We start from the raw sequence: 24,450 nt of genomic DNA, 5'->3' as shown, positions 1-24,450 counted from the left end.
CATGGACGGCTCGGACACTACCCCCTCCGGCGGCAGTGCCAACGCCGCAGCCCTCGCCCGCATGGCTGCGGTGCGCCCGGCGTGGTGCGGCGTGCGACCGGCGCGCGAAGCGCTGGGCCTTACCGGCCGCGCGCTGCTGCACGCCGGCCCGCCGCTGGGAGACCCTCTGCGCTTACCGGCACCGATTCTGGCCTCGGCCGTGCTGTGCTGCCTGCACGAAGGCTGGGCCGCCGACGAGGCCGCTGCCGAGGCGCTGATCCGCTCCGGCAGCGTCACCTTGCACCCGGCGCAGGAGTTCGGTGCCGTCACGCCGCTGGCCGCCGTCATTTCGCCTGCCACCATGCTCGTCGAAGTGTGCGACCGAACCCCCGGCAACCGCCGTCGGGCGTGGTCGCCACTGGGCAGCGGTGCCGGCCCGCAGATCCGCTTCGGCACGCGTCAGGCGGCGGTGCTGGAGCGACTCGCCTGGCGTGACGACGTGCTCGGCCCGCAACTTGCCCTGGCATTGGCGCAAGGCCCCATCGACCTCGGCCGCCTCGCCGCCATCGGCCTCGCCGCCGGTGATGAACTGCACGCCCGCTGCAACGGCGCCAACGCCGCGCTGCATGCCGAGCTTGCGCCGCGTCTGCCGGCCTTGCCGCAAGGCGCAGCCATCGACGCCATGCTCGGGGCAACCCCGCTGTTCTTCCTGACCCTGTGGATGGCCGCCTGCCATCTGGCCCTCGACACCGCCGCCAACGACGGCAGCGACCCACTATCGACCCTGGTGGTCGGCTTCTCCGGCAACGGTCGCGACTGCGGCATTCGCCTCGCGGGCGATCCGCAACGCTGGTGGACCGCCCCGGCCACGCCGCCCGCCGGCCCCTTCATCGACCCCGAAAACCTCGCCCTGCCCGCGCCCATGGCCGGCGACAGCGGCGCCATCGACGCTGCCGGATTCGGCGCCTATGCGCTGGGCAGCGCCGTGCCGGAACTGCGCGCCGCACTGCAACCATGGCTGCCTGCGCAGTGGCCGGAACAGGCACGCTCGCATCAACTGCCCTCTGGCAGGTCGGAGGCGACTGGCGTGAGCTGGGCCGCCCTCGACGCCACCGCCATCGCCGCCAGTCCGCACCCCGCACGCGCCCTGATTGCCATGCTCGACCGCGACGCCCGTCAAGGCCTGCTCGGCCGCGGCGTGTTCACCGCCCCCACATCCCTCTTCCAGGAAGCCGCGTGGGTGCTCAACGCAGGAGTCTCCGCCCATGGATAGCCTCGACCTCGAAGTGCTCGAACGCGCCCACGGCTGGCTCGCCGCCGGCCGCCGCGTGGTGCTCGCCACCGTGGTGCGCACCTGGGGCTCGTCGCCGCGCCCGCCCGGCTCGCTCCTGGCGCTGCGCGACGACGGCCGCGCCGTCGGCTCGGTGTCCGGCGGCTGCATCGAAGACGACCTGATCGACCGCCTGCGCAGCGAAGGCCTGCCCGCAGCACCGCAAGTCGTGCGCTACGGCGTCGGCGCCGAAGAGGCTCGCCGCTTCGGGCTACCCTGCGGCGGCACGATGGAGCTCGTGCTTGAGCCGCTGGCCGACCTCGCACCGCTGACGACCTTGCTCGGCGCCCTGCGCGCCGGACGCACGCTGTCGCGCACGCTCGACCTCGCCAGCGGGCGCTGGAAGCTGAATGAGGGCGGAGCGCCCGACGGGCTGGCCTTCGACGAACACACGCTCACCAGCGTATTCGGCCCGCGCTACCGCCTGCTGCTGATCGGCGCCGGCGCCTTGTCGGCGAGCCTTGCGCGCATCGCGCAATCGCTCGACTTCGCCGTCACCGTGTGCGACCCGCGTGAGGAATGGAACGAAGAGTGGAACGTGCCCGGCACCACACTCACGCGCGACATGCCGGACGACGTGGTGATGGCCATGCAGCCGGATGCGCGCACGGCCGTCGTGGCCCTGACGCACGATCCCAAGCTCGACGATCTGGCACTGATGGAAGCGCTGCGCTCGCCCGCCTTCTATGTCGGCGCTTTGGGCTCGCGCCGCAACAACGAGGCGCGCCGCGAGCGGCTGCAGTTGTTCGATCTGGATGGCGCTCAAGTGGCCGCACTGCGCGGTCCAGTGGGGCTCTACATCGGCAGCCGCACGCCGGCCGAAATTGCGGTGTCGATTGCCGCCGAACTGGTGGCCGTCCGCAACGGCGCGGAACATGCGCTCGGTGCCATGGCGGTAGCCGACGTCAAGCGCCGGCTCGGCGTGCCCACCGCCGAAGCACCCACCTGCCCTGCATTGAATGACTGAAGCTGCGCGCAGTCATGCATGAAAAGGCCCGCATCTGAATGCGGGCCTTTTAGTTTCTGAGCAGCACTTTTCAGAACGGCGGAAAAGGCGGAACCAGCTCGGAGTTCTGATCGAGCGGACGACTCTTTTCGCGGTGCTTCGGGGTCGCCACCGACTTGTCGGAAATCCAGCGGCGCAGCGCCGCCAGCACATCGGGCACCAAGACTTTGAGCTTCATCGCAGAGGCCTCCAAAAGATCACGTGGCGCGGCGCACCATGGGCGTGAAACCCGTGGCTGGCGCGCCCCGTGCGGGTGCGTGAAAACGGCCACCTCGACGCTTCAGCAAGGGGTTTCGCCAGGCATGGAGCGGGAAACGGCTCGCAGCGTCGAGGGACACTTGCCTTCTCAAGCAGGTTTCGCGCCACGCCAAGGCGCGCTGTCACATCGCATGCAACGAAGCGCCGCTATCATTTGCCGGCCACGACCGGAACGAATTCACCGCCGCAACGTCCGAAACCGCCATGGATACCATCACCCACGCCCTTTCCGGCGCGCTCGTCGCGCGCCTGCGCGCCCGCCCGGCCGACACCAACCATCCCAACCGGCCGGCCATCTGGCAGGCCGTCACGGTCGGCACCATTGCGGCGGCCTTTCCCGACAGCGATTTCGTGCTCGGTTTCATTTCGGAAATGGCCTATCTGCGCGGTCACCGCGGGGTGACGCATTCACTGCTGCTGTTGCCGCTGTGGGGTTTGCTGATTGCGTGGGTGATGGCGGGCGTATTCCGGCTGGTGCACCGGCCAGGCCAGCCGCAACCGGGCTGGAAGAACCTGTATTCGTTCGCCTGCGTGTCGCTGCTGATCCACATCGTCGGCGACCTCATCACCCAGTTCGGCACGATGATGTTCTCGCCGCTGACCGACTGGCGCTTCGGCTTCGGCACCACCTTCATCATCGACCTGGGCATCAGCGGCATCGTGCTGGCAGGCCTCATTGCCAGCGCGGTGTGGCGCAAGAGCCGCGTGCCGGCGGCGGTCGCCAGCATCGCGTTGGTGGCCTGGGTGGGGAACAGCGCGCATGCGCGCCTGGAAGCCATCGACGCCGCCGAGGCCTACGCCCAGCGCGAAGGCATCACGGTGGTGGCGGTGGATGCAGCGCCGCGCCCGGCCTCGCCCTTCAACTGGACGGCCATCGTCTTCGATGGCGACAACTACCACTACGCGCACCTCAACACGCGCCGCAGCGAGGCGCTGGAAGCCAGCCCCGATGACAATTTCCTGCGGCGTTACTCGGCACCCTATCTGCCGATCGGGATGGCCGAATGGGAAGTCGTACCGATGTTCGGCACCCCGGAAGCGTCCGACGCGGCACGCCGCGTGTGGAGCGCCGAAGCCTTCGAATTCTTCCGCTGGTTCGCCATGTTTCCGGTGTTCGACCACATGGAGCCGGCCAGCGAAGAACACGGCGTGTGCGCCAACTTCCGCGACCTGCGCTTCGAAACCCCCGGCCGTGACGGCATCCCGTTCCGCTTCGGTCTGTGCGAAGGCGACGACAAATGGACGCTGTTCGAACGCACGGACGAAGGGGTGCGCCTGCTGCAGTGAGCGCGCCGCCTCGTCCGCTGCGCGTTACGAGTCCGCCCCGCGCCAGCCGCCTCCGAGTGCCCGGAACAAGCCCGCCAGCGCCAACTGACGCTGCGTTGCCACATCGATGAGGCTCATCTGGTTGGCGAAGGCGTTGCGCTGTGCATCCAGATAGCGCAAATGGCTATCCACTCCGGCGCGGTAACGCGCTTCGGACAGGCGCAACACCTCGCTGCTGGAGGTCGCCAGCTTGTCGCGCGCGGCCTCCTCGCGGTACAGCGTTTCGGTGGCGGCCAGTGCGTCGGCCACATCGCGGAATGCGCTCTGGATGGTCTGCTCATACCCGGCCACCGCCATGTCGCGGCGCAGGCTGGCGATGTCGAGGTTGGCGCGGTTGCGGCCAGCGTCGAAGATCGGCAGCGTGATCTGCGGCATGAACGACCACGCGTGCTGCCCGGATGAGAACAGGTCGGAAAGCTCAGCACTGGCGCTGCCGAACAGCCCGGTGAGCGTGATGCGCGGGAAGAACGCCGCACGCGCCGCACCAATGCTGGCATTGCGGCTGCGCAGTTGATGCTCGGCCGCGGCGATGTCGGGACGATGCACCAGCAACTCGGACGGTGCGCCGGCAGCGATGTCCTGCACCAGCACGAGATCCGGCCCCGGCGTTCGCGGCAGCGGTACATCCGCTACGCCGGTCAGCAGCCGCAAGGCATTGCCGGCCTGACGCACTTCGCGCTCGGCACGCTCGAATTCCGCGCGCGCCTGCTCGGTGAGCCCCACGGCTTCCTGAGCCTCCAGTGCGGTCGAGGCTCCAGCTTCGCGCCGACGCTCGATCAGGCGCAGCGAGGCCTCGCGTGATTCCAGCGTCTGCTGCGTGAGCTGCTGCCGGCGCAATGCGCCGTCACGCACCAGATAGGCCTGAATGACTTCCGCCACCAGACTGATACGCGCACCGCGCGCCGCCTCTTCGGTGGCCAGGTATTCCTGCAGTGCCGCGTCCGACAGGCTGCGCACGCGGCCGAACAGATCAAGCTCGAATGCCGCCAGCCCCACGCCGGCCTGCCACTGGCTTTGCACCTCGGAGCGGCCAGTGCTGCCCATGTCCGCGGGTACGCGCTGGCGCGTGCCGCTGCCCTGCGCCTCGAAGCCGGGCAGGCGGTCGGCGCGCTGCACGCGGTACTGCGCGCGCGCAACCTCCACGTTGAGCAAGGTCTGGCGCAGGTCGCGGTTGTTGGCCAGTGCGGTTTCGACCAGCCCGCGCAGTTGCGGGTCGACGACGAAATCCTGCCAGTCGAGCGTGGCGGCGGCGGACGCCCGCGCGTCGTCAACTTGTGACTCGCCCCATTGCATGGGGATCGGCGCGGCCGGTTGCTCGTACTTCGGCGCCATCGAGCAGCCGGCCAGCACGAGGGCTAAAGCCAGCGCGCTCAGCGCAGTGCGGCACGGCGAAGTTTGCTTTGTGGTTTGCATGGTGTTCATTCCTCCGCCGTGCGCGCGGTTTGCGCAGATGTGTCTTGCGGCTTGCCGCGCTTGAACAGCGACAACACCCAGACGAAGAAGACGGGCACGAAGAACACCCCCAGCAGCGTGGCGCTGAGCATGCCACCGATGACGCCGATACCGATGGCCTGCTGGCTTGCCGCGCCCGCGCCGGAGGCGATTGCCAGCGGGATCACGCCGCAGGTGAAGGCCATCGAGGTCATGATGATCGGGCGGAAGCGCAGGCGTGCCGCCTCCACTGCCGACTCCAGCAGCGGGCGCCCTTCCTGTTGGTACAAGCTGCGGGCGAATTCGACGATCAGGATGGCGTTCTTCGCCGACAGGCCGATGATGGCGATCAGGCCGACCTTGAAGTACACATCGTTGGGCATGCCCAACACCGTCACCGCCAGCACCGAACCCAATGCACCGATCGGTACGATCAGCATCACCGAGGCAGGGATGGCCCAGCTCTCGTACAAAGCCACCAGCAGCAGAAACACCACCAGAATGGCGATACTGAACAGGAACGGCGCCTGCGTGCCGGCCTGACGCTCCTGGTAGGACAGCGCCGTCCACTCGTAGCCGATGCCTTCCGGCAGCTCGGCGATGATGCGCTCCAGCTCTGCCATGGCCTGCCCGGTGCTGTAGCCCGGCGCGGCGTCGCCCGAAATCTTGTACGCCGGATAACCGTTGTAGCGCGAGATCTGCACCGCCCCGCTTTCCCACGTGGCCGTGGCGAACGACGACAGCGGCACCAGTTCGCCCTGCATGTTGGGCACCTGCAGACGCAGGATGGCCTCGGGCGTCATGCGCTCGCCTGCATCGGCCTGTACCACCACGCGTTGCAGGCGGCCAGCATTGGCGAAGTCGGCCGGCACGGCCGAGCCGAACGCCGTCGACAGGGCCGAGCTGACGGTGCCGAAGCCCACGCCCAGCGCTTCGGCCTGGTCACGGTCGATGTTCAGGCGCAACTGCGGCGCATCCTCCAGCCCTTCCATCGCCGCGTAGGCGAACATCGGCGAGGTGTTGGCCTTTTGCAGCAACTGGTTGCGCGCTTCGGTCAGCACCTTCTGACCTACGCCACCACGGTCCTGCAAGCGCAGTGCGAAACCGCCGGCGTTGCCCAGGCCTTCGATGGGCGGTGCCTCCACCGCCATCAACTGCGCATCGGTGAAGTTTGCAAAGTGCGCACTGAAAGCCCGCACCTCATCGCTGGCCGACTGCTTGCGGTCGGACCAGTCGGTAAGCGTCGGAAAGGCGATGGCCGAGTTCTGCCCCATGCCGGAGAAGCTCCAGCCCATCACGATGACGTTGGCGGCCGTGGCCTCGCGGCCCAGCAGGTACTCGTCGAGCTGATCGGCCACCTTCTCGGTGCGGCTGTACGTGGCGCCCGGCGGCAATTGCACGTCGACGATGTAATAACCCTGGTCCTCCACCGGCACGAAGGATTCGGGCAGGCGCAGATAGAAGAAGCTCAGGATCGCCGCGATCACCGCGTAGATCAGCATGTAGCGGCCGGTGCGCCGCACCAGCACTGAGCTGAGCCACTCGAAGCGTTGCGTGAGACGGGCGAACCAGCGGTTGAACCAGCCGAAGAAGCCGCGCTTTTCGTCGTGATGCCCCTGCGGGATCGGCTTGAGCAGCGTGGCGCACAGGGCCGGCGTGAAGGTCAAGGCGAGGAAGCCCGAGAACAGGATGGACACCGCCAGCGACAACGAGAACTGCTGGTAAATCACCCCCACCGAACCGCTCATGAACGCCAGCGGCAGGAACACCGCTGTCAGCACCATGGTGATGCCGACGATGGCGCCGGACACCTGCTTCATCGCCTTGATGGTGGCCTCGCGCGGCGGCAGGCCTTCTTCCGCCATGATGCGCTCGACGTTCTCGACCACCACGATGGCGTCATCCACCAGAATGCCGATGGCCAGCACCATGCCGAACATGGTCATCATGTTCACCGAAAAGCCCAGGCCATACATCACCGCCAGCGTGCCAGCCAGACACACCGGCACCACCAGCGTCGGAATCAGCGTGTAGCGCAGGTTCTGCAGGAACAGAAGCATCACCAGAAACACCAGCACCACGGCCTCCAGCAGCGTCATCACCACCTTGTTGATGGCGGCATCGACGAAGCCCGAGGTGTCGTAGGGCACGGCATATTCGATATTGCTCGGGAACCCGACCGACAGCTCATCGAGCCGCGCACGCACGGCTTCGGCGGTAGCCAGGGCGTTGGCACCGGGGCTGAGCTGCACGGCCGCGCCCACGGCTTTGCGCCCGCCGTCGCGGATATCGAACTGGAAATCCTGCCGGTCGATTTCCAGGCGCGCCACGTCCGACAGCCGCACGCGCGAGCCGTCCGGATTGGCGCGCAGCACGATGCGGCCGAACTCTTCGGGCGTATCCAGCATGCCTTTCACCGCAATGGTGGCGGTCAGCTCCTGCTCACCGCTGCCGGGCCGGCCGCCAAAGCTGCCTGCCGGCACCTGCACGTTCTGCGCGGAAATCGCGGCGTTCACGTCATTCACCGACAGGCCGTATCCGACGAGCTTCTGCGGGTCCAGCCATACACGCATGGCGGGCTCGGAGGCAAAGAACATCACCTTGCCAACACCCGGCACACGGCGGATTTCGTTGTTGACGTTGCGCACTGCGAAGTCGGCCAGCTCGACCACATCGCCGCCGTTGTGCCCATCCGCAAAACGCAGCGTGTAGATCAGCAGGAAGCCGGCACTCGCCTGCTCGACCTGCAGGCCTTGCTGGATCACCGACTGCGGCAAGCGTGCCTCCGCCTGCTTGATGCGGTTCTGCACGTCCACCTGTGCCAGATCGGGATTGGTGCCCGGTGCGAAGGTAACGGTGATCTCGCCACTGCCGGCCGAGCTGCTGGAGGATTCGTAATACAGCATCCCCTTGGCACCGTTGAGCTCTTCTTCGATGACGTTCACCACCGAGTCGACCACTGTGGTCGCCGAAGCGCCGGGGTAGGTGGCGGCAATGGTGATCTGCGGCGGCGCCACCACCGGGTACTGCGACACCGGCAGCGACGGAATCGCCAGCACGCCGGCCAGCGTGATGAAAATGGCGATCACCCACGCAAAGTTGGGGCGATCGATGAAAAATCGGGACATTTCGTGATCCTTGGTAAAACGCCGTGCCCTTAGGCTCAGCGCGCAGCCGCTTCAGCGGGCGGGTTGGCAATGCGCACGGTTTCGCCGGCCGCAGCACTGCCGCCGACGATCACCCGGTCACCTGCCTTCAGCCCATCGACGATGTGCCACTCGGAACCAACCATCACGCCGGTGTGCACTTCGCGGTCTTCGACCACGTCATCCGCACCGACGACGCGCACCCGGCCATTGCCGTCCGGGCCGCGCTGCACTGCGCGCTGCGTCACCACGATGGCCTGCGGGTCGGTGCCTTGCGCCACGCGAACACGCACATACATGCCGGGCAGCAGCAGACCGTCAGCGTTGGCCACTTCGCCGCGCAGCGACACCTGACCGGTCGAGCGATCCACCGTCACGTCGGAGAACAGCAGCGAACCCTCACGCGTGTGACGCGTGCCCTCCACGGCCACCGAAATCGGCACGGCGCCGTCGTTCTGCGCCAGACGGCCGTCTTCGATGGCCTCGCGCAGGCGCAATACCTCGGCCACCGGTTGCTTGAAGTCGGCATACACCGGGTCAAGCTGCTGGATCACCGCCAACGGGGTGGCTTCGTTTTGCCCCACCAGCGCGCCCTCGGTCACCAAGGCGCGGCCAATGCGCCCGGAGATGGGGGCGCGCACACTGGCGTATTGCAGATCGAGTTTGGCCGCCTCGACACTGGCCTGCGCCACCTGACGCGCTGCCTGGGCACTCTTGAAGGCCGCCTCGGCGGCCTCGAAATCCTGCGGGCTGATGGCTTCGATCTCCACCAACGGGCCATAGCGCCTGGCCACCGCCTGCGTCTCCTGCAACGTGGCTTCGGCGCGTGCCAACTCGCCTTGAGCGCGCGACAACTCGGCCTTGAAGCGTGCCGGGTCGATCTCGAACAGCAGATCGCCCGCCTTCACTTCAGCCCCTTCCTCGAATTTACGGCTCAGCACGATGCCGGGAACGCGCGCGCGCACTTCGGCCACCCGCACGGGCTCAATGCGGCCCGGCAGTTCGCTCACCAGTTCAAGCGCACGCGGGCGCACTTCGACCACCTCGACCGGCTTGGCGTCCTGCGGCGGCGGTGTGCCGTCTCCGCTGCGACCGCAACCGGCCACCAGAACCAATGCACCGACCGACAGCGCCAAGCGCAGCTTCCCTGCTGTTCTCATTTTCGACACCCATATGTGTTTGAGCCTAAAACGGAGCGAATGCTAACATAAAGGCTCATTTGAATCGATTTTGATTCACAAGAATCGACTGTTAATCTTTTTGAACAAAACCCGCAGCTTTTGACGCACCACTGCTGCGCACCGGAAACCGAATCCAGTACGATTCGTCGGCACACTGAACGTGGAAATGACATGCCAACTTCCCAACCTGTCACTGAGGTAGAAGACAACCGCATCCTGATTTCACTGGCCATGGCGCTGGTGAATCAGCCGCGCGCCTCGCTGCAGGAGCTCGCTCGCGCCATCGGCATCAGCAAAGCCACCCTCTACCGTTACTGTCGAACGCGGCAGGCGTTGATCGACCGTCTCACAACGCACAGTGGTCACGTCGTCTCCGAAGTCATCGCCGCCGCTCACCTCGACACCACACCGCCACTCGACGCCCTGCGCAAACTCATCGCCGGCCATCTGGAGAACCGCGAGCTGACCGTCTTCCTGATGCACTACTGGAAAGACGCCAACACGACAGCCGGCCTGGATGTCGAGTGGGACAAAGCGCTGGACGCCTTCTTCCTGCGCGGCCAGCAAGCCGGGGTGTTCCGCATCGACATCAGTGCGCCCGCACTCGCGGAAATCTTCATCAATCTGCTGATCGGCCTGTTCGACGCCGAGCGTCGCGGGCGCATCGCACGCGTGGGTCTGGCAGAACTGATCGAAAGCGCCCTGCTCGACGGCACCCGCACCCGGAACTGAGGCGCGTTGCAGCAACGCGCGAAAAGCTTGCAGCACGAATCGCGGCGCACTATAAAACCTCAACTTAAGTTGAGGTCAAGCTCATGCCGAAGAGGGACATTCACGAGGCCAGCCGCTCGCTGACAGTGGGCGAGGTGGCGCGACGCAGCGGCGTGCCCGTCTCCACGCTGCACTTCTACGAGTCGAAAGGCTTGATTCACAGCACACGCAGCCACGGCAACCAGCGCCGCTTTGCGCCGGCCGTGCTGCGCCATGTGGCCATCATCAAGGTGGCGCAGCGCACCGGCATTCCGCTGGAGGAGATCGGACAGGCGCTGAGCCGTTACCCGGCCGACACCAAACTGAGTGCTGCGCAATGGCAGGAGATGTCATCGCGCTGGCACGCGATGCTGGACGAACGCATTCAGAAACTCACGCGCCTGCGTGATGAGCTGGACCGCTGCATCGGCTGCGGTTGCCTGTCGCTCGACGACTGCCCCTTGCGCAACCCGCAAGACATTCTCGCCAACGAGGGCCCTGGCGCCCGCGTGCTCGAACGGCCCTGAACATCGGCCCCTGCCGGGCGCCATGTACTCAGTGCTCGCCCGAGACAATCCACTGCAGCACGTCGTCGATCTGCCCCGGTACCACACGACGCCACTGACACAGCAACGGCTGTGCCTCGCCATCCTTTCGGGCAGACGCGAGCCGCCCGCACAGCCCCAACTCGGCAAAGCGCATCCCGGCCTCATCGGCCCCCACCAGCACGCACAGCCAGTCTCCATTGGGCAAGCGCTCGACCAGCTCCGGCGTGCCGCAGGATTCACGCAGCGCCGTCTGCACGGCGTACGCCTCGCTGGCTGTTGCGCCCTGCACGTAGAGCACGCCCACGTCGAGCCTGAACAGTGCTGCAGTGCCGAGCACCTCGCTGACACGTTCAAGCATGGCACGCTGCGGTTCAGCCGAAGGAAGGCTCGTGCCGCCTGCATCGCGCAGGCGCGCCAGCAGCTCGCTCTCGACCATGCGTACCACCTCGGCAAACAGCAGGCGGTCTTTCTCGCCGTACGGTCGCGGGTTCGGCCCGGCAACGGCAAGCACCCCGAACACCTCGCCGCTGCGCAGGTGCAGCGGCGCCCCGGCGTAAAAACACCATTCACCGCCATGCTCAGGGTCGCACGCATCCGACAGTTGCAGCGCGCCACCGTCGATCAGCACCTTGTCGTGCAGAGCGCACAATTCGTCCGGCAGAGTGTGGTCTTCGGTGGTGGTGGCGTAGACCGACCAACGCCGCTCGCCGTCGAACAGGCTCACCATTGCACACGGCACATTGAAGGCCCGCTGGGCGAGACGCAGCATGCGATCCACGTCGTCCTTCACGCCGTCTGCCAGCAATGCGGACAATTCGGCCACGCGCCGCCGCTCGGCAAGCTCCAGTCTCAATGCCGTCCATGCGCCGGCATCGTCTGCCGACATCCAGCGCCCGAACGCGCTGTCGGCGCGAGCAGAGGGGTGCAACGACTGAGCAGAGCCGGGCAAGCCCGGGCCAGGTAGCGGCGTGCCCTTGCGCTTGCGTCTGCCCGGGCGGTCGAGCGCCACCTCGGTGCGCTCCAGCCGGGTGCGCTGTTCGCCACGCACACCGCGGCACACCACATCCACCCGAAAGCCCTGATCGAGCAGCGTCGCCACGGCCGCCGGTCGGCTTTCCGCAGGCGTCTCGCCGACATGCACCTCGAACACCAGTTGCCGTGGCATGAGACCGAAGGCGATGGCGTAATCGCGCGCACGCGATGGCCACCAACTGCCATCCACGGCATCCGATTGCACGGGCAACAGCAAATCAAGCCGATGCGTGGCGCCCACGCGCCGATCCACTCCCCTTTCGGCCAGCCACTCGATGGCCTGCAGCACGCGGCGCTGCGCTTCGGCGGCCGGGTCTTCCCCCTGCTGCATGCGCCCGGCCGTGACCACGAAACCGGTAAGGCGGCCCGTACCCACTTGCACCTCCGGCAGCAAGCGCAGGGCTTCGGCGGGACCGCGCCATTCACGGCCGCCGGTGACGGAGCCGATCATGCGGCCGACTTCGCCCACCGAAGGCAGAGCGGGCACGATGAGGCCCACTGCCACCCCACGAGCGAGCGCCGCGACGATGGCGCCAAGGCCACGCACGGAAGGCGCGCCGAAGAAATGGCAACATGCGCCGGACGTGCTGGGGTCGAGGGTGCACAGCATGGCCTCCAGCGTGCAGGCCGGCAGGGATGCGTCAAAGATCAGGTGATCCGGCTCGACCGCCGGCAACACGGCCGCGAGGCTTTCAGCGTCGCAGACCAGATCCGCCGGCACTCCGGTCGAAGCGCCGACCAGATCCTGCAGCGCCTCGGTGTCGACACCGGGGCGAGCGCACAGCAAGACCCGACAATGGGCAGGCATTCAATGCTCCAACGATCAGGCGCTACGCATGCCGAGACGGCGCGGGTGCGCCACTCCGCCGGCCCGCAGCAGACCAAGCTCGGCGGCCATGCGCATGCGGTGCAGGCGGTCGACATCTCCCTCGTCCAACTCGCGCGAGCACACCCGCCCGAGCTTGAATCCGGGCGCAGCAAGCCCGTCATCGTCGCGTATCGCCTCGGCCAATGCGGCCAGACGAGCATCAATCGCATCCTCGGCATCGATGGTCAGCACGCAGAAACGGCCGTCGGAAAGCGTTCCGATCAGATCAGCTTGCGACCACACGGCCACCACCCGCTCGGCCCGCCCGCGGTCCTGTGGATCGAGCTCCGCGGGGCAGAGCCCGTCGAGCAGCAACAGCGTTGCGCACCGTCCGGCACGCTCGGCCAGCGACAGCAAGGCACGCGCACGCACCCAGAATGCACGCTCATCCATTGGCACAGCCGGTGTCGGTGGGGCGGCATCGGCGCTGCCGGCCAGTTCCAGCTCGGCCATCAGCCCCAGTTCATTAAGCATGAAGTGCGCCTCTTCGCCAAGCACGCGCGGCCGATCGTCGAGCACGCATAAGGTAGCCACCACTTCACCCTCGGGTGCATGCAAGGGCACCGCCGCGTAAAACCGCATGGTCCGTGAAGCCAGTGATGGCGGCTGACCGGCATCACCAGGATGCCGGCGCAGATCTCCGACGATCACCGGCACCCCATCCGCCACGCAGCGCGCACACAAGGCCTTGGCGCGCGACTGCGGCAGCAGCTCTGCACCTTCGGTCACACGCGGCCACACGGTGTTGTGATCGACGATCTGGATGGCGGCGACCTTCACGCCCAGCAAGGTGCGCGCAAGCGAGACGATGCGCGCAAAGCGTTGATCCGACGCATCGCTCTCGAGAAAGACCAGGCGTCGCAGGGCGGCGAGGCGACGTTGCTCGTTTCTGACCGCCAGCGAGCGAATCCAGTCCATCACCATCGCCGCCTGCAGCGGGCGCGAGATGAAGTAGCCCTGCAGGAAGTCGCAGCCCAGATCGACGAGGTATTCCTGCGTTTCGGCATCTTCGACGCCTTCTGCGGTGACGCGCATGCCCAGGCTGTGACCGAGCATCACCAGCGCGTGGCAGACGCTGCGCGAGGTCTCGGAATCCGCCGCATTCATGACGAATGATTTATCGATCTTGATCTCGGAAAAGGGCAGACGCACCAGTTGCGACATCGACGAATAGCCGATACCGAAATCGTCGATGGACAGGCGGAAGCCCTGCGCACGCAGCCGCGCGAGCAGTTCGAGCGACTCCAGCGGACGGCTGGTGGCGCTGCTTTCGGTGATCTCCAGCGCCACCTGCGAGGGCGACACGCCGGCCGCACGGCAACGCGGCTCAAGCCCGCGCAGCGCTCCTTCCGCCGTCAGGCTGATGGCAGACAGGTTGATCGACAGGGTGAGCTCCGCCGGCCGCAGCCCGCCCAGCAACAGGCCGGCCCCGGGCAGACTGCCGCACAGGCCACCGAACCAGGTCAGCGCCTCGTCGAAGATGTACTCGGTCAATACGTCGATGAGGCCATAGGCCTCGGCTGCCGGAATGAACACATCCGGCCCGACCTCGCCACGCTCCGGGTGACGCCAGCGCGCCAAGGCCTCGAAGCCAGTCAAAGCGCCGGTGCGTGCGGAGATCTTGGGCTGATACACCGCATACAGCTCGCCGTCGCGGATGGCCTTTTCGAGGTCGGCACGCTCGGGCGAGCACACGGCCGCGCGCGGCCGACGCCGCACGCCACCGGCCGCCACTCGCCCGAGCAGGCCCAGCAACAGATTGGGCATGAAGGGTTTGGGCAGCAGCCCCACCACCGCCAGCCCTTGCTCGCGCGCCGAACGTCCGGCCGCTTCGAGCATGTGTTTGCCGGACGCGCTGGTCAGGATCAGCGGCATGTCGAACAGCCGGCGTGACAGATCCTGCATGATGTGCACGCCGTCGCCGGCCGGCATGACCAGGTCGAGCAGCACGCAGTGCGGCTGCCAGTTGTCGAGCTGTTCGAAGAAGCGGGCGCTGTCGCCAACCGTGCGGGCCTCCCAGTCCGCCACCGAAGCGGCACGTGACACCAACTCGACTTGAGCCGCGTCCCTTTCCAGCACCAGCAAGCGCAGCCGCCCGTTCGTCGTCATCCGGCACGTCTCCCGCTATCGAATCCGTTGTCGAGAATCACCCGCGACAGGCCGGCGAGGGGCACCTCGGCCTCAACTGCGCCAAGCTTGAAGGCCTCACGCGGCATGCCGTACACCACGCAGGTGGCCTCGTCCTGGCCGAAGGTGCGGGCGCCGGCCTGACGCATCTCCAGCAGGCCACGCGCGCCGTCGTCGCCCATACCGGTCATGATGATGCCGACGGAATTTCGCCCGGCCGTCTTGGCAACAGAGCGGAACAGCACATCCACCGACGGACGGTGGCGGCTCACCAGCGGGCCATCGAAAACCTCGACGTGATACTGCGCGCCATTGCGCACCAGCCGCATGTGGCGGCCGCCGGGTGCGATCAACGCGATGCCGGAGCGCACTCGGTCGCCGTTGGCGGCTTCCTTGACGGTGATGCGGCACACGCGGTCGAGCCGCTCGGCGAATGCCGCGGTGAATTTCTCGGGCATGTGCTGCACGATCACCATGCCGGGCGACACCTCGGGCAAGGCGCGCAGGATGTGTTCGAGCGCTTGCGTGCCGCCGGTCGAGGTGCCGATGGCCACCACCCGGTCGGTGGTGCGCGACATGGCCACCGGCTCGGCGGGCGAACGCACCGCTTGCAGAGCGGCAACAGCCTGCGCCGGCGGCGGAGCGATATGGCGCAGGTTGGCGCGCGCGGCGGCTTTCACCTCGTGGCGCAGCTCATCCCCCGCGTCGGTCAGGAAGCGGCGCAGTTCCACCTGCGGCTTGCAAACGATGCTCACCGCACCGGCCGACAAGGCCTGCAGCGTGGTGGCCGCGCCCTCGGCGGTGAGCGTCGAGCAAATCACCACCGGCGTGGGGCGTTCGGCCATCAGCTTGCGCAGGAAGGTGATGCCGTCCATGCGCGGCATCTCGACATCCAGCACGATCACGTCCGGCCACTCGCGCTCCATCTTCGACAGCGCGAACAGCGGGTCGGACGCGGTGCCGATGACGTGGATCTGCGGGTCCTGCTCAAGCAGCCCCGACAACACCTGCCGCACGACCGCCGAATCGTCGACGATCATTACCTTCACCTGCTTCATTGGATGCCTCGCACCGCAGCGTCGAGCAACCGTGACGGCGGCTTGCGCATCATCACCCTGCCGTTCCAGACCTCAAACAGCACCGTGCGGTGTCCGTCACCGCCCAGATGCTCCTCGTGCGGCATCAAGGCGTGCCGCTTCAGCAACTCGCGTGCAATGCGCACGTTGTCTTCGCCGATGCGGGCCATGCGCCCGCCCTGCGGCACCACGAACATGCGGCCGCCGCCATACAATCCGACACGGAACTCGCGCGGCTGCGCACCGCTGCGGCGTACTTCATCCAGCAGCATCTCCATGGCTTCATCTGCGTAACGGCCATCGTAGGGATGGCCTTCCGGCCGCGGCGGACGGCGCCCCGGCAGCATGAAATGCGTCATGCCGCCGAGCAGGCGTGTGGGGTGCCAGATCACCATCGACACGCACGAACCCAACAGCGTGCGCATGCGCGTGGCCCGGTCACCGAAGTACAGGTCGCCGGGTCGCAGGAACACGTCGAGCACGCCCGGCGGCTCATGCTCCGCAGGGGCCTTCAACGCGGTGTTGGCATCAGCGTGCGACATCGGGCTTGCGGTAGATCGACGGGCGCACCGGCTGCACGCAATCGACCAGGCCGTGCAGGCTCTCGGAGTGGCTGATGACCAGATAGCCGCCCGGCTCGAGATGCTCGACCAGCCGCTCGACGATGCGTCGCTTGGTGTCGGCATCGAAGTAGATCATCACGTTGCGCAGGAAGATCACCGCGAACTGGCCCACTGCGGGCAAGCGCTCGTTGAGGTTGAGCTGACGGAATTCGACCCTTTTCGCCAGCGCCGGATCGACCATGCACAGCGAAATGTTCTTGCCCTCGCCACGCAGGCAGTAGCGCTTGCGATACGCCACCGGCACCGACTCGGCGGCGGCGATGGGGTAGATGCCGGTACGCGCCTTCTCCAGCACGCGCGTGCTGATGTCGGTGGCCAGCACTTCCCAGCCGCGGCTGCCGCGCATCTCGTCGAGCACCATGGCCAGCGTGTAGGGCTCCTGCCCGCTGGAGCACGCTGCGCTCCAGATACGCAGGCTGGGGCGCTGCGCCCACGGCCCGCCGAGCACTTCGCGCAGGAAGTCGAAGTGCTTGGGCTCGCGGAAGAAATAGGTTTCGTTGGTGGTCAGCAGATCGACCGCCAACTGGCGCTCCGCCGCATCACGCTCGATGTGCTTGAGGTAATCGCCATAGCTGGGCATTGACAGCTCGCGCACGCGCTTGAGCAGACGCCCGGCCACCAGCGGCTTTTTGGTCGGCTGCAGATGAATGCCGGCCTCGCGGTGAATGAAGCTGCGAAAGCCGCCGAACTCCTGATCGGAAAGCTGGATCATCACGACTTCAGCTCCCCGCCTGCTCGGCCGGCACGGCCTCGCGGCGCGCCACTTCGACCAGGCGCTCGACTTCGCGGGTATCGAGCACCTTCGAGATGTCGAGCAGGATCACCAGCCCTTCGTCGAGCTTGGCCATGCCGAGCACGAACTCGGCATCCACCCCGGCGCCGAATTCGGGCGAGGCATCGATGGCCCCGGCCGGAATCTCCAGCACGGCGCTGACGGTATCGACGATGAAGCCGACCACCGCCGGCTCGCGGCTTGCGCCCGCGGCGATCTCCATGATCACGATGCAGGCGCGCCGGCCGACCTCGACGGCGGCCAGATCGAGCCGACGGCGCAGCTCGATCACCGGCACCACGCGGCCTCGCAGGTTGATGACCCCGCGGATACTCGGCGGCAGGCGCGGCACCTGCGTCAGCCGACCGAGCTCGATGATCTCGCGTACGCACACGGTGGGCACGGCAAAGGTGTCCTCGCCCAGCCGGAAGGTGAGGTATTGCTGGTTGGCCTCGCCCCCGGCCTTGCGCTGCTGGGTGACCTTCAATGCCCTCATGACGGCTTACTCCTGGAAGCGCACGAACCCTGTCACGGCGCCGCCCGAAGCGGCCGCCGTCTCGCGCGCCGGTGCTGTGGCACGGATGGTGTTGCGTGCCTCGGCAGCCACCGGGCGTGCTGCGGCGGCATTGCGCAGGCGGAAGAACTCCATCAGTTGCTGCAACTGCTCGGCCTGACCGCTCATCTCTTCAGCCGTGGCGGCCAGCTCTTCGGAGGCCGAGGCGCTCTGCTGGGTGATCTGGCTGAGTTGGCTCATGGCGGTGTTGATCTGGCTCACGCCACTGCTCTGCTCTTCCGAACCGGCCGCAATCTCCTGCACCAGATCGGAAGTCTTGGCGATCGACGGCACGATCTCCTGCAGCAGGGTGCCAGCGCGTTCGGCCAGCGACACGCTGGAAGCGGCCACTTCGCCGATCTCCTGCGCCGCCACCTGGCTGCGCTCGGCCAGCTTGCGCACCTCGGCGGCCACCACCGCGAAGCCCTTGCCGTGCTCGCCGGCGCGGGCCGCTTCGATGGCCGCGTTGAGCGCCAGCAGGTTGGTCTGGTAGGCAATGTCATCGACGATGCTGATCTTGTCGGCGATGGTCTTCATGGCTTTGACGGTTTCGGACACCGCCTCGCCACCCTCGCCTGCTTCACGTGCGGCCTTGGAGGCCATGCCGTCGGTGACCTTGGCGTTCTCGGTGTTCTGCGCGATGGAGGCGGACATCTGCTCCATCGAAGCCGAGGTTTCCTCCACCGACGCGGCCTGTTCGGAGGCCGACTGGCTCATGCTCTGGGCGGTGGCGGAAATTTCTTCCGACGCGCTGCCCAGCGAATCGGCCGAACTGCGCACCTCGGAGATGATCTGCGCGAGGCGCTCGGACATGCTCTTGATGGCCAGCAGCATGCTGCCGGTATCGCCCGGGCGGGTATTCACCTGCACCGTGAGGTCACCCTCGGCGATGCGCGTGACCACCTCTGCTGCATAGGACGGCTCGCCACCGAGCTGACGCAGCAAGGTGTGCGTGATCAGCCATGCGAGCAGCATGGAAACCAGCGCAGCGATAGCGCCGATGATGATCAGTTGCATGCGGGCACTCTCGTACAAGACCGTCGCATCTGCCGAAGCCTGATCCATCAGCGAGCTCTGAAAATCGGCGATTGCCTGTGCAGCAGCGAGCAATTCGTTGTTGGCCGGGATGATCTGCGCATAGAGATACGCGTTCGCCTGCTGCCGATCGTTGACCAGAGTGAAGAGCTCTTCGTAACGCTGGTTCAGTACCGCGCGACCGGCATTCACGCGAGCCAGCAGCTCACGGCCACGCGCCGAGGTGATCCTGTTCTGCAATTCCTCCGCGGCATTCCGGCGGCGTTCACTGCTGGCCTGGATCAATTCTCGGTTGGTCTGACGCGATGCGGAATCCTCCCGCACGATCAGATCGCGCACGAAGCGCGCCTGATTCAAGGTTTCTTCCTTGAGGATGTTGGCTTGCTGAACCGTGGGGTAGCGGTCTCCCACGATGTAATCGCTGGCATCGTTGATCGCGCTCATGCGCATGATCCCCAGCACGGTTGCCAGCACCAACAGGGCCACCACCGAGCCAAAGCCGAGGCCAAGCTTGGTCGCCACTCGCATATTCTTGAACATGGGTCACTGCTCCTTGGGTAATTCGATGACCGGTCGGCCCGGCTGATCGGCGCTTTCGCTGCCGGACTGAAATTCGTGGCCTTGAGGGGCCAAGGCCTGGATGTCGAGCACCTGATCGACGATCAGGAGCATCACGAAGCTCTCGCCGAGACGGGCCATGCCGCGCATGAATTCCGGGCGTACGTGGCTGCCGAAGGCCGGAGCCGGGCGAATCTGCTCGGCGGCCACATCAAGCACTTCATTCACTTCATCGACGATGACGCCCATCACCTGGGTGTTCTCGTCCGCATCGGTGTATTCGAGGATCACCGTGCAGCTACGCGGATGCAGCGCGGTGACACCGGCACCGAGGCGGTACTGCAGATCGATCACCGGCACTACGGCGCCGCGCAGGTTCATCACGCCGCGCACCACCGGCGGCATCATCGGCACGCGCGTGAGCCCGCCGTGCTCGAGAATCTCGCGCACGCACCGGGTCTCGACTGCGTAGGGGCGACCGCCCAGCGAAAAGGTGAGGTAATGCAGCAGGCCGTCGTCGGCCGCGCTGACAGTGGCCAGCGCCGTACCCGGCGCCGGGGTTTCGATCACGTCGCTCATGAGAAGGCCTCCAGCAGGGCGCGGCTGTCCTGACGCGCGGCATGTGAATCGACTCGGGTCAGCATGCGCAGCAGGCCGGCCACATCCAGAATCAGCGCCACTTCGCCACTGCCCAGAATGGTGAAGCCGCCCAAGCCCTGCACACCGTGGAACAAGCGGCCGAGCGGCTTGATGACGGTCTGGAATTCACCCAGCAGGTGATCGACCACCAGCCCGGCACGCGTGCCGGCGTAGCTCACCACCACCACGTTCTCGCGCCGCGGCGGTTCGCCGGGCTCCTCGAAGAGATTGCGCAGGCGCACGAAGGGCAGCACGTCGCCACGCAGGTTGAGGTAGTCCTGCCCGGCCTCGCTGGAAGTCGACACGCCGTCGAGTTCGATGCATTCCTCGACCATTTCCAGCGGAATCACGTAGGCGTTCTTGCCCGAGGCCACCTGGAAGCCGTCGATGATCGCCAGCGTCAGCGGCAGGCGGATGCGGATGGTGGTGCCCTGACCGAGCACGCTTTCGATCTCGACCGTGCCGCGCAGCGCGGTGATGTTGCGCTTGACCACATCCATGCCGACGCCGCGGCCGGAGATGTTGCTCACCGTGGCGGCGGTGGAGAAGCCGGGCTCGAAGATCAGGTTGAAGATTTCCGGCTCGCTGAGCGCGGCGCCTTCGGCCACGATGCCGCGCTCGATGGCCTTGGCCAGGATGCGCTGCGGGTCGAGTCCGCCACCGTCGTCACCGACTTCGATGACGATGCTGCTGGCCTCGTGATAGGCGTCCAACTCTACCGTGCCTTGCGCCGGTTTGCCGCGTTGCACGCGCAGCGCGGCCGATTCGATGCCGTGGTCGACGGCATTGCGCACAAGGTGGGTGAGCGGGTCGCCGATCTTCTCCACCACGGTCTTGTCGAGTTCGGTTTCGGCGCCGCTGATCTCCAGCCGGATGTCCTTGTCGAGCTCGCGCGCCACGTCGCGCACCACGCGCTGGAAACGGTTGAAGGTGGAGCCGATCTGCACCATGCGCAGGTTGAGCGCGGAATCGCGCACCTCCTGCACCAGCCGCGCCAGCAGCCCATTGGCCTCGACCACTTCGGCATTGCCGCAGCGCTCGGCCACCACCGTGGCGCCAGCCCCGGCGATGATCAGTTCACCCACCAGGTTGATGAGTTGGTCGAGCTTGCCGGCGTCCACGCGAATCAGGCTGGCTTCGGCCGAGCGCGCCTGCGCCTGGCCGTCTTTCTGGCGTTGCAAGGCTGCGGCCACCACCGGGGGGTGCACCAGGTTCTCGTCGATCAGCATCTGCCCGATGGGCGTGTTCGTCTGATCCGATTCACGCTGCAGGCGCAACATCTCCGCCAACTCGACGTCGGTCAGCGAGCCGCAGCGCACCAGGATTTCGCCCAGCCGGTAGTCGTCCTCGGGCAAGGCCTGGATCAGTTCGAGGTAGTGCAGCGAGCGGCTGTGCGGCGGCAGGATGCGCACCAGGCTGTCTTCGCGCACGAACTCGAAGGCGTCTTCGACGGCCTTCTTGTCGGCCGTGGTATCGAAGCTCAACTCGAAACCGATGTAGCAGCTCTCGGCATCGAAACCGGCCCAATAGGGCAAGGCTTCGAGCACCGGCTCGACGTGGCGGATGGTGCCGAAGGTGTTCAGGTAACGGAAGAAAGCCAACGGATCCATGCCGTTGCGCAAGGTGTCCGGGCCGAAGCGCAGCGACAGGTGCCAGCAGTCCGAAGCCACGCTGTCGGCACCGATGCGCTCCACCGGGCCACGCTCGACCACCAGGTCGGCGGCAGGCCGTGACTCACTGCCCAGAACGGCCTCGAAGCGCCCGATCAATTCGGCCTGACGGATATCCAGCTCGGCAGGCAGGCCTTCGACCGGATCGCCGGCGTCGAGCAGGTCGAACTGCGCCGACAAGTGATCCGCCAGCGCAAGGAACAAGCCGGCCAGATCGGAATCGACGCGCAGGTGGCCGTTGCGCACACGTTCGAGCACGCTTTCGGCCACATGCGTGACCTTGACCATCACGTCCAGGCCGAACAGACCGGCCGAGCCCTTGATGGTGTGCGCCGCGCGGAAGATGGCGTTGATGGTGTCTTCGTCGTCGGGCTGCTGCTCGATCACCAGCAGCGCCTGCTCCATGGCTTCGAGCAATTCGCGCCCTTCGGCGATGAGGGTTTGCAGGGCTTCGTCGAGATTCATGACAGCGCTCCAACGCCGCCCGGACGAGTCAGCAATGCGTCACCGAAGTAGCCGATCAGCCCGCTCAATTCGAGGGCGTCGACCATCGCCTGACTGTGGTTGATGAGGCGCACCTCACGCTTGGAGGCGTTGCAACTGCGCTTCAGCATCACCAGCAATTGCAGCCCCGCGCAATCGACCTCGTCCACAGCGGCCAGATCGATCTCCAGGGGCCCGTCTTCGAGCAGCCAGCGGCCGAAGTCTTCACGCAGCCCGGCCGCGGTGAAGATCGTCAGCGGGCCTTCGAGTGTTTGCGTATGCATGCTCGCTCCGGCCCCGCTCAGGGCAGTACCAGCTTGGAAACGGCGTTGAGCATCTGGGCCGGCTGGAAGGGCTTGACCATCCACGCCTTGGCTCCGGCGAGCTGGCCTTCCTGCTTCTTGGTATCGGAGCCTTCGGTGGTGAGCATGATCACCGGCGTGAATTTGTAGGCCGGCATCTGCTTGACCTGTTTCACGAAGCTGATGCCGTCCATGTTGGGCATGTTCACGTCGCTGATGATCAGGTGCACCTTGCGGCCGTCGAGCTTGGTGAGGGCGTCCTTGCCGTCCACGCCCTCGACCACGTCGTAGCCTGCGCCCTTGAGCGTCATGCCCACCACCTGCCGGATGGATGCCGAGTCATCGACAATGAGTACCGTTTTCGCCATGCGCCACCTCAGAAAAATGTGATGTCGGAATTGTTCGAGGCCGCGCTCTGCCGCCCCGCGTGAAGGTCATGCTGCTCGGGCATGGAATACGTGCGCGCCAGGGCATCCAGCCACTCGGTTGAATCGAGCGCAGCCACTTCCTGAGCCGTCGCAAAGGCGGTGACGCGCTCTTGCAGCACGCCTTCCAGACGCTGCAAGTCGTTCCCGACGTGGCACAGCATCTGGTCCACCCGATCCTGGAACTGCAGGTCGACCACCACCTGCTCGAGCGCCTGCACCACTTCACCGCTGTGCTCGTTGAGCCGCTCGTTGGTCTCGGAGAGTTCTTGCGCGCCGGTGCGGAACTGCCCGACGATGCGCTCGATGGTTTCGCCCGCACCGGACAAGGTGCGCTGCTCCTGCTCGGCCAACGACACCGAAACGTCGAGCGCACGCTGAATGGCCGTACTGACGGTGCCCACCGTGGTGGTGATGCGCGCACCCGCTTCGCCGGAAACCGTCGAGAGCTTGCGCACCTCGTCCGCCACCACCGCAAACCCGCGCCCGATCTCACCCGCACGGGCCGCCTCGATGGCGGCATTGAGTGCCAGCAGGTTGGTCTGCTTGGCGACCTCACCCACTTCCGAGGCCATGCTGCGCAGCGAATCGGTCAGCGAGGCCAGGTGCCGCACTTCGCCCAGCACGGTTTCGCGCCCTTCGATGGTGCGGCGCAGCCCGTCGATGATTTCGTGCAGTTCGCGGTCGGCCTCGGCCAGCATGTCGAGCAGCCCTTGGCCACTGGACGTGCGCGCATCCGCGCCAACGCTTTCGCGAATGCCTTGCGCCAGTTCGCCGAAGCGTGCGCTCAGCGACTGGATGGACTGCTCGGTGTGGCTGCGTGCGCCTTCGATGTGGCGCTGCCACACCGGCAGCAACTCCAGACCGAATTCTTCGAGATCGGTGCGCGGGGGCGTCTTGGGGGGTTCCTGCATCATTTCCTCTAACCGGGCAGCAACCAGCTGACGGTGGACGGCACGTCCGAGCACAAGCCCGACGGCAATGGTGAATACTGCGAATGCCGCGGCGGCAGCCCACACTCCGGCCTGCCCGTTACCGGCCATGACGATGGCGGCTACGGCAAACACCGCCAGCACCGCAGCGCTTGCCGCGAACGCCCTGGGCACCGCGCGATTGCTCGAAATCGCGGCAGTGCGAGCCTGTATGTCCATGTGCTCGTCACTAATAGAGACTTGCGCATGCAAGGTATTCATGCTGATCTGCCGCATCTTTCGTACGCCGCCCCGTTTTGATCACGTCACCACGGAGCGAACATTAGGCGGGCTGGGCAATGTATGAAATCCGCAAAACTGCGTGATTTGATCCGTAAAATTACGTAGCCGTGGACGAGTT

21 protein-coding genes are annotated in these 24,450 nt (G+C 66.4%); 5 read left to right on the top strand and 16 right to left on the bottom strand.

Going from position 1 to position 24,450, the window contains the following annotated elements; genetic code table 11:
* Nucleotide 1 precedes the first annotated feature (1 nt).
* Together AC6H0W_RS04490 and AC6H0W_RS04485 are read left to right on the top strand one after the other, a co-directional pair.
* Nucleotides 2-1,252, top strand: coding sequence for a YlbE family protein (locus AC6H0W_RS04490; protein ID WP_497575924.1), 1,251 nt, complete (start codon nt 2-4; stop codon nt 1,250-1,252).
* Nucleotides 1,245-2,276 carry an XdhC family protein gene (locus AC6H0W_RS04485; protein WP_497575923.1) on the top strand — a complete coding sequence of 344 codons (1,032 nt, stop codon included), beginning with the start codon at nt 1,245-1,247 and terminating at the stop codon, nt 2,274-2,276. The genes AC6H0W_RS04490 and AC6H0W_RS04485 overlap by 8 nt, the downstream gene beginning before the upstream one ends.
* A gap of 70 nt (nt 2,277-2,346) precedes the next feature.
* On the opposite strand, the gene AC6H0W_RS04480 is transcribed toward AC6H0W_RS04485, so the two are convergent.
* On the bottom strand, nt 2,347-2,493 hold the full coding sequence (locus AC6H0W_RS04480; protein ID WP_497575922.1) for a hypothetical protein: 147 nt from the start codon (nt 2,491-2,493) through the stop codon (nt 2,347-2,349).
* A gap of 284 nt (nt 2,494-2,777) precedes the next feature.
* On the opposite strand from AC6H0W_RS04480, the gene AC6H0W_RS04475 reads away from it, so the two are divergent.
* Entirely contained in the window at nt 2,778-3,860 is a 1,083-nt protein-coding gene (locus tag AC6H0W_RS04475; RefSeq protein WP_497575921.1) for a metal-dependent hydrolase, read from the top strand.
* Between the two features lie 24 nt (nt 3,861-3,884).
* Here the strand turns inward: AC6H0W_RS04475 and AC6H0W_RS04470 are convergent, their stop codons facing one another.
* Genes AC6H0W_RS04470 through AC6H0W_RS04460 form a run of 3 tightly spaced genes read right to left on the bottom strand, consistent with a single transcriptional unit; the run spans nt 3,885 to nt 9,636 of the window.
* Nucleotides 3,885-5,312: an efflux transporter outer membrane subunit gene (locus AC6H0W_RS04470; RefSeq protein WP_497575920.1), complete on the bottom strand. Its 1,428-nt coding sequence runs from the start codon at nt 5,310-5,312 to the stop codon at nt 3,885-3,887.
* A gap of 5 nt (nt 5,313-5,317) precedes the next feature.
* Nucleotides 5,318-8,458 (bottom strand): multidrug efflux RND transporter permease subunit, encoded by a 3,141-nt coding sequence (locus tag AC6H0W_RS04465; RefSeq protein WP_497575919.1) that lies wholly within the window; start codon nt 8,456-8,458, stop codon nt 5,318-5,320.
* Between the two features lie 35 nt (nt 8,459-8,493).
* A complete protein-coding gene (locus AC6H0W_RS04460) occupies nt 8,494-9,636 on the bottom strand; it encodes an efflux RND transporter periplasmic adaptor subunit (protein WP_497575918.1) in 1,143 nt (380 codons plus the stop codon).
* A gap of 192 nt (nt 9,637-9,828) precedes the next feature.
* On the opposite strand from AC6H0W_RS04460, the gene AC6H0W_RS04455 reads away from it, so the two are divergent.
* A complete protein-coding gene (locus AC6H0W_RS04455) occupies nt 9,829-10,389 on the top strand; it encodes a TetR/AcrR family transcriptional regulator (RefSeq protein WP_497575917.1) in 561 nt (186 codons plus the stop codon).
* 83 nt (nt 10,390-10,472) lie between these two features.
* On the top strand, nt 10,473-10,934 hold the full coding sequence (soxR, locus tag AC6H0W_RS04450) for a redox-sensitive transcriptional activator SoxR (protein WP_497575916.1): 462 nt from the start codon (nt 10,473-10,475) through the stop codon (nt 10,932-10,934).
* A 28-nt stretch (nt 10,935-10,962) separates the two neighbouring features.
* Here soxR and AC6H0W_RS04445 read toward each other — a convergent pair whose 3' ends face one another.
* Genes AC6H0W_RS04445 through AC6H0W_RS04390 form a run of 12 tightly spaced genes read right to left on the bottom strand, consistent with a single transcriptional unit; the run spans nt 10,963 to nt 24,311 of the window.
* Nucleotides 10,963-12,795, bottom strand: coding sequence for a hypothetical protein (locus AC6H0W_RS04445; protein ID WP_497575915.1), 1,833 nt, complete (start codon nt 12,793-12,795; stop codon nt 10,963-10,965).
* A gap of 15 nt (nt 12,796-12,810) precedes the next feature.
* The gene (locus AC6H0W_RS04440) at nt 12,811-14,964 is read right to left on the bottom strand and encodes an EAL domain-containing protein (RefSeq protein WP_497575914.1); all 2,154 of its coding nucleotides are present in this window, start codon (nt 14,962-14,964) and stop codon (nt 12,811-12,813) included.
* On the bottom strand, nt 14,961-16,040 hold the full coding sequence (locus AC6H0W_RS04435) for a protein-glutamate methylesterase/protein-glutamine glutaminase (protein WP_497575913.1): 1,080 nt from the start codon (nt 16,038-16,040) through the stop codon (nt 14,961-14,963). The genes AC6H0W_RS04440 and AC6H0W_RS04435 overlap by 4 nt, the downstream gene beginning before the upstream one ends.
* Nucleotides 16,037-16,600, bottom strand: a complete 564-nt coding sequence (locus AC6H0W_RS04430; protein ID WP_497575912.1) for a chemotaxis protein CheD — start codon at nt 16,598-16,600, stop codon at nt 16,037-16,039. Before AC6H0W_RS04430 ends, AC6H0W_RS04435 begins: the two co-directional genes overlap by 4 nt.
* A complete protein-coding gene (locus AC6H0W_RS04425) occupies nt 16,587-17,393 on the bottom strand; it encodes a CheR family methyltransferase (protein WP_497576187.1) in 807 nt (268 codons plus the stop codon). The genes AC6H0W_RS04430 and AC6H0W_RS04425 overlap by 14 nt, the downstream gene beginning before the upstream one ends.
* Before the next feature lie 7 nt (nt 17,394-17,400).
* Nucleotides 17,401-17,949 (bottom strand): chemotaxis protein CheW, encoded by a 549-nt coding sequence (locus AC6H0W_RS04420; RefSeq protein WP_497575911.1) that lies wholly within the window; start codon nt 17,947-17,949, stop codon nt 17,401-17,403.
* Between the two features lie 6 nt (nt 17,950-17,955).
* Complete coding sequence (locus tag AC6H0W_RS04415; protein ID WP_497575910.1) at nt 17,956-19,581, bottom strand: methyl-accepting chemotaxis protein; 1,626 nt, start codon at nt 19,579-19,581, stop codon at nt 17,956-17,958.
* A 3-nt stretch (nt 19,582-19,584) separates the two neighbouring features.
* Nucleotides 19,585-20,178 (bottom strand): chemotaxis protein CheW, encoded by a 594-nt coding sequence (locus AC6H0W_RS04410; protein ID WP_497575909.1) that lies wholly within the window; start codon nt 20,176-20,178, stop codon nt 19,585-19,587.
* The gene (locus tag AC6H0W_RS04405) at nt 20,175-22,373 is read right to left on the bottom strand and encodes a chemotaxis protein CheA (RefSeq protein ID WP_497575908.1); all 2,199 of its coding nucleotides are present in this window, start codon (nt 22,371-22,373) and stop codon (nt 20,175-20,177) included. Before AC6H0W_RS04405 ends, AC6H0W_RS04410 begins: the two co-directional genes overlap by 4 nt.
* On the bottom strand, nt 22,370-22,675 hold the full coding sequence (locus AC6H0W_RS04400) for an STAS domain-containing protein (RefSeq protein ID WP_497575907.1): 306 nt from the start codon (nt 22,673-22,675) through the stop codon (nt 22,370-22,372). The genes AC6H0W_RS04405 and AC6H0W_RS04400 overlap by 4 nt, the downstream gene beginning before the upstream one ends.
* Nucleotides 22,676-22,692: 17 nt before the next feature.
* Complete coding sequence (locus AC6H0W_RS04395) at nt 22,693-23,061, bottom strand: response regulator (RefSeq protein WP_497575906.1); 369 nt, start codon at nt 23,059-23,061, stop codon at nt 22,693-22,695.
* An 8-nt stretch (nt 23,062-23,069) separates the two neighbouring features.
* Nucleotides 23,070-24,311 (bottom strand): methyl-accepting chemotaxis protein, encoded by a 1,242-nt coding sequence (locus AC6H0W_RS04390; RefSeq protein ID WP_497575905.1) that lies wholly within the window; start codon nt 24,309-24,311, stop codon nt 23,070-23,072.
* Nucleotides 24,312-24,450 lie beyond the last annotated feature (139 nt).

The organism is Pseudazoarcus sp. NS20 (assembly GCF_059703745.1).
Note: the sequence above shows the minus strand (reverse complement) of the source record. Positions and strands in the feature narration are given on the sequence as shown.

Coding starts and splice junctions, on each gene's coding strand:
- AC6H0W_RS04490 (WP_497575924.1), top strand. CDS start 2: ATGGACGGCTCGGACACTACCCCCTCCGGCGGCAGTGCCAACGCCGCA.
- AC6H0W_RS04485 (WP_497575923.1), top strand. CDS start 1,245: ATGGATAGCCTCGACCTCGAAGTGCTCGAACGCGCCCACGGCTGGCTC.
- AC6H0W_RS04480 (WP_497575922.1), bottom strand. CDS start 2,493: ATGAAGCTCAAAGTCTTGGTGCCCGATGTGCTGGCGGCGCTGCGCCGC.
- AC6H0W_RS04475 (WP_497575921.1), top strand. CDS start 2,778: ATGGATACCATCACCCACGCCCTTTCCGGCGCGCTCGTCGCGCGCCTG.
- AC6H0W_RS04470 (WP_497575920.1), bottom strand. CDS start 5,312: ATGCAAACCACAAAGCAAACTTCGCCGTGCCGCACTGCGCTGAGCGCG.
- AC6H0W_RS04465 (WP_497575919.1), bottom strand. CDS start 8,458: ATGTCCCGATTTTTCATCGATCGCCCCAACTTTGCGTGGGTGATCGCC.
- AC6H0W_RS04460 (WP_497575918.1), bottom strand. CDS start 9,636: ATGAGAACAGCAGGGAAGCTGCGCTTGGCGCTGTCGGTCGGTGCATTG.
- AC6H0W_RS04455 (WP_497575917.1), top strand. CDS start 9,829: ATGCCAACTTCCCAACCTGTCACTGAGGTAGAAGACAACCGCATCCTG.
- soxR (WP_497575916.1), top strand. CDS start 10,473: ATGCCGAAGAGGGACATTCACGAGGCCAGCCGCTCGCTGACAGTGGGC.
- AC6H0W_RS04445 (WP_497575915.1), bottom strand. CDS start 12,795: ATGCCTGCCCATTGTCGGGTCTTGCTGTGCGCTCGCCCCGGTGTCGAC.
- AC6H0W_RS04440 (WP_497575914.1), bottom strand. CDS start 14,964: ATGACGACGAACGGGCGGCTGCGCTTGCTGGTGCTGGAAAGGGACGCG.
- AC6H0W_RS04435 (WP_497575913.1), bottom strand. CDS start 16,040: ATGAAGCAGGTGAAGGTAATGATCGTCGACGATTCGGCGGTCGTGCGG.
- AC6H0W_RS04430 (WP_497575912.1), bottom strand. CDS start 16,600: ATGTCGCACGCTGATGCCAACACCGCGTTGAAGGCCCCTGCGGAGCAT.
- AC6H0W_RS04425 (WP_497576187.1), bottom strand. CDS start 17,393: ATGATCCAGCTTTCCGATCAGGAGTTCGGCGGCTTTCGCAGCTTCATT.
- AC6H0W_RS04420 (WP_497575911.1), bottom strand. CDS start 17,949: ATGAGGGCATTGAAGGTCACCCAGCAGCGCAAGGCCGGGGGCGAGGCC.
- AC6H0W_RS04415 (WP_497575910.1), bottom strand. CDS start 19,581: ATGTTCAAGAATATGCGAGTGGCGACCAAGCTTGGCCTCGGCTTTGGC.
- AC6H0W_RS04410 (WP_497575909.1), bottom strand. CDS start 20,178: ATGAGCGACGTGATCGAAACCCCGGCGCCGGGTACGGCGCTGGCCACT.
- AC6H0W_RS04405 (WP_497575908.1), bottom strand. CDS start 22,373: ATGAATCTCGACGAAGCCCTGCAAACCCTCATCGCCGAAGGGCGCGAA.
- AC6H0W_RS04400 (WP_497575907.1), bottom strand. CDS start 22,675: ATGCATACGCAAACACTCGAAGGCCCGCTGACGATCTTCACCGCGGCC.
- AC6H0W_RS04395 (WP_497575906.1), bottom strand. CDS start 23,061: ATGGCGAAAACGGTACTCATTGTCGATGACTCGGCATCCATCCGGCAG.
- AC6H0W_RS04390 (WP_497575905.1), bottom strand. CDS start 24,311: ATGAATACCTTGCATGCGCAAGTCTCTATTAGTGACGAGCACATGGAC.